Annotated in this window: 9 protein-coding genes; all 9 read left to right on the forward strand. The window is 49.8% G+C overall.

The window, feature by feature from the left end; all coding sequences use genetic code 11:
• Positions 1-12 precede the first annotated feature (12 nt).
• On the forward strand, positions 13-3,180 hold the full coding sequence (locus JOD01_RS01760; RefSeq protein ID WP_204516487.1) for a WIAG-tail domain: 3,168 nt from the start codon (positions 13-15) through the stop codon (positions 3,178-3,180).
• 163 nt (positions 3,181-3,343) lie between these two features.
• Complete coding sequence (locus tag JOD01_RS01765; RefSeq protein ID WP_204516488.1) at positions 3,344-4,522, forward strand: pyridoxal phosphate-dependent aminotransferase; 1,179 nt, start codon at positions 3,344-3,346, stop codon at positions 4,520-4,522.
• Positions 4,523-4,674: 152 nt separating this feature from the next.
• On the forward strand, positions 4,675-5,964 hold the full coding sequence (asnS, locus tag JOD01_RS01770; protein ID WP_204516489.1) for an asparagine--tRNA ligase: 1,290 nt from the start codon (positions 4,675-4,677) through the stop codon (positions 5,962-5,964).
• A gap of 180 nt (positions 5,965-6,144) precedes the next feature.
• Positions 6,145-6,834: a DnaD domain-containing protein gene (locus JOD01_RS01775; protein WP_204516490.1), complete on the forward strand. Its 690-nt coding sequence runs from the start codon at positions 6,145-6,147 to the stop codon at positions 6,832-6,834.
• Positions 6,835-6,928: 94 nt separating this feature from the next.
• A complete protein-coding gene (locus tag JOD01_RS01780; RefSeq protein ID WP_204516491.1) occupies positions 6,929-7,252 on the forward strand; it encodes a hypothetical protein in 324 nt (107 codons plus the stop codon).
• Positions 7,253-7,375: 123 nt separating this feature from the next.
• Complete coding sequence (locus JOD01_RS01785) at positions 7,376-8,425, forward strand: glucose-1-phosphate thymidylyltransferase (protein ID WP_204516492.1); 1,050 nt, start codon at positions 7,376-7,378, stop codon at positions 8,423-8,425.
• Positions 8,426-8,557: 132 nt separating this feature from the next.
• Entirely contained in the window at positions 8,558-10,366 is a 1,809-nt protein-coding gene (pepF, locus tag JOD01_RS01790) for an oligoendopeptidase F (protein WP_204516493.1), read from the forward strand.
• A 150-nt stretch (positions 10,367-10,516) separates the two neighbouring features.
• Complete coding sequence (locus tag JOD01_RS01795; RefSeq protein WP_204516494.1) at positions 10,517-11,692, forward strand: FtsW/RodA/SpoVE family cell cycle protein; 1,176 nt, start codon at positions 10,517-10,519, stop codon at positions 11,690-11,692.
• A 122-nt stretch (positions 11,693-11,814) separates the two neighbouring features.
• The gene (locus tag JOD01_RS01800) at positions 11,815-12,603 is read left to right on the forward strand and encodes an SDR family oxidoreductase (protein WP_204516495.1); all 789 of its coding nucleotides are present in this window, start codon (positions 11,815-11,817) and stop codon (positions 12,601-12,603) included.
• The last annotated feature ends 7 nt before the right edge of the window (positions 12,604-12,610 follow it).

The raw sequence follows: 12,610 nt of genomic DNA on the forward strand, positions 1-12,610 counted from the left end.
GGGAAGGAGACTATGGCGAAGCAGAACCGACGCAAAACGGGAAAAAGCTCAAGCAAATCGGTGAAACCGACGGACCCAAAGCTCGATTTGCTTGGGGAACAGGAATTTGAATGGCTGGAGAGTTTTACGGAAATCCCATTGGAAAGCAAAGAAGTGCTCCCGGGTCATTCTCGAGGTATCTTTCCGCCACTCCAGATGGTCCCCAAAACAGGTACTACTTCCAATCAGACGAAATTTTCCAAAGTGGTGAAAGAACGGAATGACACGCAAACGAGATCGTTTGTTTATACAGATGATTTGACGGACCAGGTCGTCACAACGGAGAAAATCGCCAATCGAGCGGTTGATGCGACGAAAATCAAGCTCGGTTCCATTGATACGAGTCTGCTGAAAGATTACGCCGTTGACAGCAGCAAATTGGCCAATCATGCGGTCATCTCCAGTAAAATCGCTCCTTTCGCGATCAATGCGGAACATATCAACCGCAACATCATTTCCAGCGATATGATTCAGGATCGGGCCATTACCGGCGACAAACTGGTAGACAACAGTATTACCTCGGAAAAACTGGCGGACAAAACAATCGATGCGATGAAATTTGCCGACCAATGCATTGAAACGAAACATATCAAGCAACAATCGATCACAGAAGAATTGATCCAGGATCAGTCGATCAGCGGGGAAAAAATCAGAACCGGGACGATCCAAACAAATCATCTGGCTAATTATGTCATCAACTCGGTCAAAATCGAAGATGGTGCCGTAACAACAGATAAAATCCGCAACGGCGCCATCACAAGCAGCAAGCTGGACGATGAAGCGGTCGCTTCCTATCACATCCGGCCGCAGGCGGTTGCCAACAGGCATTTGGGCGAACGCGTGGTTGAGAGCAACAATCTGGCAGAAAACTCCGTCAAGGAAGAACATCTCACCGAGTATTTGATCAATACCGTGCATCTGCAAACGGAGTCGATCACATCGGAAAAGATTGCGCCTGGGGCAATTCGCACGCACCAGCTTGATTATCAGGCGGTCACGACAGAGAAAATCGCCAAGGAAGCGGTTGGCGCCGCACATCTGCAGCCTTTGAGCATCCAAACGGCGCATCTCAATGATTTGGCCGTTACTACCAAAAAAATCGGCGATGCGCAAGTAACGAACAAAAAAATCGCCGACCACGCCGTTTCCGCGGAAAAAATCGCCGACAAGAGCATTATCAGCAATCATTTGGTGGACAATATTATCCAAACAAAGCATTTGCAGGACAACGCCGTAACCAAAGAAAAACTGGGCAAGCGGGCGGTCATGTCAGAGCATTTGGCCGACCAGATTATCGGCAATCAACATCTACAGGAATCGGCCGTCCAGACCGGAAATTTGGCCGATCATGCCATTACGACTTCCAAGCTGGCCCCGGAATCTGTGTCCACTGACAAACTGACAGAACAAAGCATCACCTCGAGCAAGATTGCCGACAATGCGATCATTTCATCCAAAATTGCTTCAGAGGCGGTCAAGAACAGGCAATTGGCCCGAGGGTCGGTCACCCAGGATAAACTGGCCGAAAAATCGATTCACTCTGTTCACTTGAATAGCAATTCGGTTGGGGCCGAACATTTGCAATCAAAAGCCGTGACCAGTGATAAACTGCAAAACGAAGCGGTCACCCGCGAAAAGATCGCCGGCCGGAGTATCGACGGAAGCAAACTGGATTTGCAGGCAGTGGACAATGAACATTTGCAAGATCATGCGGTAACGGCTGAAAAGATATCCGGAAGTTCCATCCATGCCCACCATATCGTTGACCGAGCGATCAGCAACAGTCATCTGCAAGAAAATGTGGTAGGCAGCGCCAACATCGCCAACGAAGCGGTCACCCGCGAAAAAATCGCCGATCGCAGCATCGGCAGCGCGAAGCTGGATGCCAATGCGGTGCAAAGCTACCATTTGAGCGACGGGGTGGTGACGCGGGACAAAATTGCCGACCGCACCGTCAACGGCGAAAAACTGGAGCCTGGCAGCATTCAGGAAATCCATTTGGCTGACGGGATTGTCACTGGCGAAAAATTGGCGGAGAATGCGGTCAACGCCAAACATCTGCGCGACTATACAATTTTGACCCGTCATTTGGCAGAGCAAGCCGTTTCGGGAGACAAATTGCAAAACGAATCGGTCACCAGACAAAAACTGGCCAACCGCAGCATCAGCGGCGAAAAAATTGATTTGTCCGCGATCACCACCGATCACTTGGCTGACAACGCAGTGACCAGTGAGAAGCTGGCCAATCAGGCGATTCAGGCACCGCATATTCGCAAACAGACGATCAAGACCGAGCATCTGGAAGATCAGCTCATCACCAACGAAAAACTGCAAGATGAGTCGATTACCGCATCGAAAATCGTCAATCGGACGATAACGGCGGAAAAGCTGGCTTATTCCAGCATTACGACCAACCATCTCGTAGACGGCATCGTGACCAATGACAAAATTGTCAACAACACGATTATGAGCGAAAAAATTCGCGACGAAGCGATTACGCGCAACAAATTGGCTGAGCGGAGCGTGGACGGGCAAAAACTGGCGTATTCGGCTGTTTCCGCGGAACACGTGGCACCAGGTGCGGTCACGAGCGACAAGCTGGCTTTTAATCCGGTGCAAACTTCGTCGGCAAACGGCACAACGAAGCAGTTGTTCGGCCTCGTTCCTTTCCAGTTGCCATCCTACGCGACCACGATTGAGGTGGAAGTCAGATTTGCTGAGGCGTTTCCGACAGCGCAGTACGTGATGGTGGCAATGACCAATCATCCTTCCTGCTATGCCGCCTTGAAAAGCACAGCCCGCGATTACGCGATCCTTACCGTGGTCCGCAACACGGCGGATAGAGAGATCCAGGGCGTGATCAATTGGATCGCGATTGGCAGCAAGGAAGCAAGTTGGCCGACCGTTTCTGAGCCAACCAGCCAACTGACAGAACAACAGCCGCCACCACCACAACTGACACAGTTTCAAGCGGACCAGCCGCAGCCAGGAATCCAACCGCAGCCGCAAGCAGTAGAACCGTCTGCCGAGCAAGTGAGCGTGGCGGAACAGGAAGCACAACCAGCTTCTGAACAGTCGGCATCACTGAGCGATCAGCCGGTATTCAGCGAACCGGCAGTGGATGAAGACATAAATAGATGAATACAGACAACGGAAAATGCCCCTCGAACGCGGAGGGGCAAAACCTTTTTGGAATCTCTATACAACCGAATTTATGTGTGGTAGGCTATCCATATTAAACAAACCAACGCGGTTAAAATTACATAATAAATTTTATGTAAACAATGAAGGAGGAGCTATCAACATGCAGTTGTCCAAACGAGTTTCGATTTTATCCCCTTCGCCAACTCTGGCGATTACTGCCAAAGCAAACGAATTGAAACGACAAGGCGTCGATGTGGTGGCGTTGGGAGCAGGGGAGCCAGATTTCAACACACCTCAACATATTATTGAAGCGGCTGAACGGGCGATGCGCGAAGGAAAAACGAAATATACGGCGACGGCGGGGATTCCCGAGCTGTTAAAAGCGATTCAGGATAAATTTGAACAAGACAATGGATTGAAATACACCACCAAACAAATCATGGTGACGAATGGCGGAAAACATGCACTGTTTAATTTGTTTATGAGCCTGTTGAATCCGGGTGACGAAGTCATTATTCCGATTCCTTTCTGGGTCAGCTATCCGGAAATGGTCAAAGTGGCCGAAGGCGTTCCGGTTTTTGTGGAAGGCTTGGAGGAAAATGCCTTTAAAGTTACCGCTGAACAGGTGAAGGCAGCGATCACGCCTCGGACTCGGGCACTGGTGATTAACTCGCCAAGCAATCCGACCGGCAGCATTTACACGCGAAAAGAACTGGAAGCGATTGTCGACGTCTGTCTGTCTCATAATATTTTAATGGTTTCCGATGAAATTTATGAAAAATTGATTTATGACGGCCATGAACATGTCAGCGTAGCCTCTTTCAGCAAGGAAGCGTACGAGAATACCGTGATCATCAACGGCATGTCCAAGCCTTACTCGATGACCGGCTGGCGGATGGGTTACGCTGCAGGCAACGAACAATTGATCCGGGCGATGGTCGACTTGTCCAGCCACAGCACGTCCAATCCGACTTCCTTTGCCCAATATGGCGCATTGGCTGCCCTCACCGGCACACAGGAGCCGCTTAATATGATGAAACAAGAATTTGAAAAACGCCGCAATCGCGTTGTCGAACTGTTGAACAGCATCGAGGGCATCTCTTGCTTAAAACCGGAAGGAGCGTTCTATGTGTTTCCGAACGTGAGCGAGGCCATGCAAAAACAAGGTTTTGCTGATGTGGATGCTTGGGCGGAGGCCTTGCTGGAACAAGAAAAGGTGGCGCTGATTCCCGGAAGCGGCTTTGGTGCGAAACACAATGTGCGCATTTCCTATGCCGCTTCCATGGAGCAGTTGGAAAAAGGGATCGAGCGCATTCGCAAGTTTGTCACAGGTAAATAAGCAGATGTCCAACGAAACCGCCGGGCAGGCTGTTATTACATGGTGCCGGGCGGTTTTCCCATGTTTCCGGCGGATGGCATTCATTGAAATTGGACAAGCTCGATAGTATAATTGTTACGGTTTATTTTATGCAAATGGAGGGACATAGTCAGATGTTAACAACTATTGCCAAAATTGGCCAGCATGAAGGTCAAGAAGTAAAACTGGGCTGCTGGCTCTATAACAAGCGCAGCAGCGGTAAAATTCAATTCCTCCAACTGCGCGACGGCTCCGGATTTATTCAGGGGGTTGTGGTAAAAGCAGAAGTAAGTGAAGAAGTGTGGGAAAATGCTTCCAAACTGACACAGGAAAGCTCTTTGTACATAACAGGAATCGTACGGGCCGATGATCGGGCACCGAGCGGATATGAACTTACGGTTACCGGCATCGAGGTTATTCAAATTGCCGAGGATTATCCGATTTCCTTGAAAGAGCATGGGGTAGACTTCCTGATGGATCACCGGCATCTCTGGTTGCGGTCGCCTCGCCAACGGGCGGTTATGGCGATTCGCTCGGAAATAATTCGCGCCGTTTATGAATTTTTCCAACAAAACGGCTTTTACAAGGTTGATCCGCCGATTTTGACGCCGACCTCCGCAGAAGGAACGACGAACTTGTTTCATACCAAATATTTTGATGAAGATGCGTACCTGTCGCAAAGCGGTCAGCTTTACATGGAAGCGGCGGCGATGGCAATGGGACGGGTTTTCTCGTTTGGTCCAACGTTCCGTGCAGAAAAATCAAAAACACGCCGCCACTTGATCGAGTTTTGGATGATCGAACCGGAGATGGCGTTCGTGGATCACGAAGAAAACCTGGAAATTCAGGAACAGTTCGTTTCCCATATCGTACAGTCGGTATTGAAAAATTGCCAAAAAGAATTGAAAACTTTGGACCGTGATACAAGCAAGCTGGAAAAAGTATCCGCTCCATTCCCGCGTATTTCCTATGATGATGCGATCAAGCTTCTTCAGGAAAAAGGCAGTGAAATCAAATGGGGCGACGATTTCGGAGCGCCTGACGAAACAATGATTGCCGAGCATTTTGACAAGCCGGTGTTTATTACCAAGTATCCGACGGAGATCAAAGCCTTTTATATGAAGCCCGATCCAGACCGTCCGGAAGTCGTTCTCTGCGCCGATTTGATCGCACCGGAAGGCTATGGAGAGATTATCGGCGGCAGTCAGCGGATTGACGATCCCGAGTTGATGGAACAACGTTTTTCGGAACATCATCTCTCTGAAGACGCTTATAAGTGGTATCTCGACTTGCGCAAATACGGGACAGTTCCTCATTCCGGCTTTGGTTTGGGGCTGGAACGTACGGTTGCCTGGATTTGCGGCCTTGAGCATGTGCGTGAGACGATTCCGTTCCCGCGTCTGTTGTACCGCCTTTATCCGTAATTTCGTTTCTAGCGCGATCGTCTGTTTTACAAAAGCCGGTCCAGCGGATTTCCGCTGTACCGGCTTTTTCAGTAAGTTCGCCATCTGTGCATGTTAAATTTTACAGATGTAAAGATCGTCACTTCTTACTAGGCGAGACCACTCTACCTTGCTATAATAATGTAGAGGTGAAAGTACGACATGGATCGACAAATTGTTCAGTTGCTGCAAGCGGGGGCAACTTCCATTTCCAATCTGATACTGAAAACATACAAGCGATTATCGCTTTCCGATGAAGAAGTGATGATCGTCATTCATTTGCTCTCATTTCAACAGGAGGGGAACCATTTTCCGACGCTTCATCAACTGGAAGAGCGATTGTCGATGCCGCAAGTTCGTCTTATCCAATTGTTGCAAAGATTGCTGAAAGATGAGTGGCTGACAATTGATGAATACGTAGATCCGGACACTGGATTGCGTTATGAACGGTATAATTTGGAGCTGTTGTATCAGCGGTTGTATCAATGCCTTGTCGGAGAAAATTTGCTGAACGAGGAACTGGTTAACCGGGAAGCTTTGTCAGAGGTTGCAGCTACCGAACAGCGCACTGTCAACCTGTATAGTCAATTTGAACAAGCGTTTGGACGCCCGTTGTCTCCGTTTGAAATCGAGACACTACATATTTGGGTGGAGCAAGATCGTTATCCCGAGGAGTTGATCATCACCGCTTTGCGTGAGGCGGTCTCCGTTGGAAAATTATACATTCGCTATATCGATCGCATTTTGTTGGAATGGCAGAACCAGCACATCACCAGCGTGGAGGAAGCGCGCAATTACAGCATGCGTTTTCGCAGACATTCGTCCGCCCGCGATTCGCATCCTTCGCTGTAAAAAGTAACGATTTTGGGACGGCCGGGTTAGTACCTAATCTTCTTTTTCTACATACGATAACGATAGGAAGTTCGGTTAGAGGAGGTCGTTTTCGATGGAAAAACGGAGGAAGTCCGATGCGCTGTGGGTCACTCCGGGGGTATTTTCCGGTTCGCTAAAAATTGAGGAAGCAGTTGGCCGGATCAGTTCGGTAAGCCAATTGGACTGGAATCCAAAACCGGTGGAAGATAGCCAACTGAAATCGCAGATCGAGATGCTTGCCCAGCAAATTCAGCAACTGCAAGCGCAACTGGCCGAATGGGAACAGCGCTGGGCGATGATGAAGGAAGAACAGAATAAAGAGCGCCAATACCTGTATCAGGTTGTTCTCTCCCTCAAACAGGAGTGGGAAACAGAACGATCGGTACACCGCGGGTAAGGCTTATGAGAGGGCTGTGGATGCACAGCCCTTTCTTATTTGCCGGTAGGCGTCCGCCTTTCCCTCCAAATTGTTTTTGCATAGGGTAAATAGCAGGATTGGACTAGACTGGAGGTCAGGCAAATGAAAGGATTAATTTTATGCGCTGGTCGCGGGACCAGGCTTCATCCGTTTTCTTTCTCGCAGCCCAAGACGTTGCTGCCGGTAGCCAACCATCCTGTGCTGTATTATTGCATCCGAAAATTGCTGGAGATTGGGATTAATGAAATCGGCATCGTCATCCATCCATCGCAGACGCAAATTCATGAATTTGTGCAAGACGCTGCTTTTTCCGCTGCCTCGATTACCTTTATTGAACAACCGACTCCGCTCGGCATCGCCAATGCGGTGCTGCTGGCCAAACCGTTTATCGGTGATGACCCGTTTCTTTTGCTGCTGGGAGACAACTTGTTGATGGATTCCTTGCATCAGCTGCATCAGACTTTCTTGACCTCCAAGGCGGATGGCGTCGTCATGCTCAGCGAAGTCGAACGGCCGCAAGATTACGGGATTGCCGAAGTGAAGAGGGGCCGGATCGTCTCGGTGGAAGAAAAACCGCGTCATCCCAAAAGCAATTTGGCGATCATTGGCGCTTATCTGTTTACCCCGTTGATCCTGGAGGCAATTGAACAGCTGCAGCCGTCTGCGCGTGGTGAGTATGAGATTACGGATGCGATCCAAGCATTGATCCACCGCGGCTGCAAGATTACCCATACAATCGCTTTAGGCAAATATTCCGATGTCGGAACGATTGACCGCTGGCTGCAGGCAAACCGTTGGATGTTAAAGCAGGAGCTTGATGACCAGATCGTGATCGGTGAACAAAGCATTGTGGAAAATTGCGAATTGATCGGACCAGTGCTGATCGGCAACAATTGCCGCATCGCCAACTGCAAGCTGGGGCCGTATCTGTCTGTTCAGGATGGCGTCGAATTGCTGAATTGCCACCATATCGAGGAAAGCATCTTGCTGGAAAACAGCGCGCTGATCAACATTGACTGGACCGTGACGGAAAGTGTGTTCGGCCGTTTTTCGCGCGTAGTCGGCAACCGTCTGGCCAATCGGGGCGTATTCACTATCAGCGATAAATCGTATATTATGCTGCCTTCCGGCTCGAAAGGGAGCGAAGCATAGGCTGTTCGTCAACGGAAACCTGCTTTCGCGCAGGCGAAGCAGGTTTTTGGCTTGTCTTTATTTGAAGTTGCCGCTGAATTAGGCTACGATAGAAAAAGCAGAATGATTTTCCATAGAGGGGTGCTGCAGTTGATGAACAAAACAAAAAGCTTGCCGAAACGAAATGAATTGCCTGATGAATACAAGTGGCGTCTGGAAGATATTTATCCATCGGATGCCGAATGGGAAAAAGATGTGGAAAAAGTAAAAACGTTGACAGCACAGCTGGCCAAGATGCAAGGCACATTGGCTCAAACCGGTAAAAACCTGCTCGATGCCTTGACGCTGCAGGATGAATTGGGGAAAACGCTTGATCAAGTATTTGTCTATGCCCGGATGCGCCGCGACGAAGATAACGCCAACAGTACATATCAAGCTTTGACCGACAGGGCGATGGGCTTGAGCACGCAGGTATACAGTGCGATTTCCTACATCCAGCCGGAAATTCTCGCCATTCCGACCGAACGGTTAACGGAGCTTCAGCAGCAAGAGCCGGGACTGGCGCATTATCGCTTTTTGCTCGAAGAGATCACCAGACAAAAGCCGCATACTTTAACTGCCGCTGAAGAAGCGATTTTGGCGCAAGTCAGCGATTTGTCGGCAGCTCCCTCCACAATCTTTGGCATGTTGAACAATGCCGATATCAAATTTCCGACGATTACCGATGAAAACGGGGAAGAAGTGGAGTTAACCAAAGGGCGCTATACGCAGTTTATGGAGAGCAAAGACCGCCGTGTGCGGAAAGAAGCGTTTGACGCTTTGTACGCCACCTATGGCAAGCACCGCAACACGATTGCCGCAACCTTGACCTCCGCCGTCAAGCGGGATGTGTTTTACGCGCGTGTCCGGAAGTACGAGTCGGCCTTGCAAGCCGCCTTGTTTGCCGACAATATCGACGTCTCGGTCTATGACAATCTGATTGCGACCGTCCACGAATATTTGCCATTGATGCACCGCTATGTATCTTTGCGCAAAAAGATGCTCGGATTGGATGAGTTGCATATGTACGACTTGTATGTTCCAATGGTACGGGAAGTCGAGATGGAAATCCCGTACGCCGAGGCGGTTTCCACGATCAAGGAAGCGCTGCGTCCGCTCGGTGATGACTATGGCCAAGCGCTGGAAGAAGGATTTACCTCGGGCTGGATTGATGTATATGAAAACGAAGGCAAGACAAGCGGAGCCTATTCGTGGGGAGCGTATACCACTCATCCGTATGTGTTGATGAATTATCAGGATAACGTAAACAATATGTTTACCTTGGCGCATGAGATGGGGCATGCTTTGCACAGCTATTACTCCAACAAGACCCAGCCGTACACCTATGCCGACTATCGCATTTTTGTGGCGGAAGTGGCTTCGACATTGAACGAAGCGTTGCTGATGCAGCATATGCTGCAAAAAACAACCGACAAACAGCAGCGGATGTATCTCATTAACTATTATCTGGAGCAATTCCGCGGCACACTTTACCGGCAAACGATGTTCGCCGAATTTGAAAAAGCGATCCATGCCAAAGTGGAAGCAGGAGAGGCGCTCACCGCAGAAAACTTGTCGGCGTTGTATCGTGAATTGACCGTCCAGTATCATGGACCGGAGATGGTGGTCGACAGCGAGATTGATCTGGAATGGGCAAGAATTCCCCATTTCTACAACAACTTTTATGTTTACAAATATGCTACCGGTTTCTCCGCGGCAACCGCGCTGTCCCGGCAAATCTTGGAGCAAGGCAAACCAGCTGTTGACCGTTATTTAACGTTCCTCGGCAGCGGCGGTTCCGATTATCCGTTAAACTTGCTGAAGAGGGCCGGTGTCGACATGAATTCGCCGCAACCGATCCGGGAGGCGCTGGAAGTGTTCAAACAGCTGCTGGCGGAAATGGAACAGTTGGCCGGCCTGTAATCGTCTTGACCATATGCTTGTTCGTTAGCCATCGGCAATTCGCCGGTGGCTATCTTGTTTGTCCAGGGTCAGACTGGGTTGCACGATCAATATTGCCGGCGCATTTCGGACAGACTACCCCTAGAGATCATAGTGACAGGAGAGGATGCCATGGAAGAAAAAGAACAGAGCGATTGGCTGATCTACCTGTCTCTGACCGGTTTGTTGCTGTTCGGGATGATCACCGTTTTTAGTGCGACGCGTGCAACCTACGGCTACTATTTCGTCATCCGGCAATGTTTGTGGATCGTATTGGGGACTCTTGTTGCCGCACTGGTGAGCAAAATGGATTATCGCTGCATGGCTCGCTACGCTCACTGGTTTTACCTCAGCGGGATTGTTTTTCTTGTTTCCTTGTTTTTGCTGGGCAAACGGGTAAATGGGGCGACAAGTTGGCTCGATCTTGGCTTTTTGCGCTTGCAACCGTCCGAGTTGACACGGTTGACGACATTGTTCATGTTGGCGCGAGTTTATGAACAGAAGAAGGGGATATGCCAATCGTGGACAGAACTGGTCCAAGTAGGCGCGCTTTTATCGATTCCCACCGTGCTGATTTTGCTGCAACCCGATCTTGGCATGTCGCTCATCTATTGTTCGCTCCTGGTTTGTTTTTTCGTGCTGACACAGCTCCCCCCCAAATTTCATTTCGCCTTGTTCGCCATTCTCATCTTGTTTTTTCTGTTGCTCGGCGGCTTGTACCTTTATACGCCTGAGCTGTTCTTTCGCCTGATACGTCCCCATCAATGGGAACGGCTGACTTCGTTTCTGCATCCGGAAAGCGACCCATTGGGCAGCGGCTTTCAATATATGCAAGCGCGAAAACTGGTTGGCAGCGGCCAGTTGGGCGGCATGGGCATGTTCTACCTGCTTGCGGCCCAAGGTACGAAACTCCCGGAACAGCATACCGATTTTATATTCGCGGTTGTCGCCCAGGAGTGGGGCTTCATCGGCGCCAGTTGCTTATTGCTGCTTTACTTCCTGCTGTTGTATCGGCTGATTCAATGGGCGATGCGAACACCCGATCCTTTCGCCGCTTTTTTTATCAGCGGCTTGGTGACGATGTGGAGCTTTCAAATCTTTGTCAATATCGGTATGAACATTGGTCTGAGTCCGATCACTGGTCTGACTTTGCCGTTTATCAGCTATGGGGGCAGTTCGCTGCTCTCCAATCTGATCGGATTCGCTTTGGCCGTCTGTATGAGAAAACCGCCGCCGCTGTGGGAGTTGGAAGAAAAAGAAGCCGAAGAACTTCAAAGACTGTCTCGCCAGCCGATTCGAAACAAGTGAGGAGCAGCCTGTCATCTCCTCGCTTTTTCTTTGCTTTCCCGCCATTTTTCAGTAGAATGGTAAACAAGAAACCTGTATAAGTTTGCCATTTTATCGATACCAGGGTGAGAGGAGAAGGATAGATGGACTTGCAATTAACAGGACGGACAGCGATCGTTTTGGCTTCAACAAAAGGCTTGGGAAAAGCGACAGCGTTGGCATTGGCTGCCGAAGGGGCAAAAGTCGCCATATCGGGCAGAGACGAGGCAGCGTTGGCGGCAGTGGCTGAGCAAATAGAAAGGATCTCTGGTCAAGCCCCGCTGGCGATTCGCACCGATGTGACAAAGGCGGAACAAATTGAACAGCTGGTGAAAGAGACTGCTGAGCGTTTCGGTTCGGTTGATATTTTGATCAACAATGCTGGCGGACCCAAAGCGGGCACATTTGACCAGATGAGCGATGAAGACTGGCAAAACGCGTTTGAACTGAATTTGCTCAGCTTTGTTCGGGCGATTCGCGCTGTTTTGCCTTACATGAGAAAGCAGCAGTTTGGCCGGATCGTCAATTTTGCCTCTTCTTCTTTCAAGCAACCGTTGGACAATCTGATTTTGTCCAATACGTTCCGGACGGGGATTATCGGGTTGGCCAAAACATTGTCGAGTGAATTAGGCCCAGACGGAATCCTGATCAACACGATTGGTCCCGGGCGGATTGCGACCGACCGGGTAGCTTCCTTGGACCAATTGAAAGCACAGCAAGAGCAGACAACGATGGATCAAGTTCGGACACAAATCGAGCAGACGATTCCGCTGGGCCGTTACGGACAGCCTGAGGAATTTGCCCGTGTCGCAACTTTCCTTGCTTCTCCGGCGAACAGCTACGTCACTGGCCAAGCGTTGCTGGTAGACGGCGGGATGGTGAAAGCGATTTAAGCCGAAA

The organism is Brevibacillus fulvus, assembly GCF_016908525.1.
Classification (GTDB): Bacteria; Bacillota; Bacilli; order Brevibacillales; family Brevibacillaceae; genus Brevibacillus_G; species Brevibacillus_G fulvus.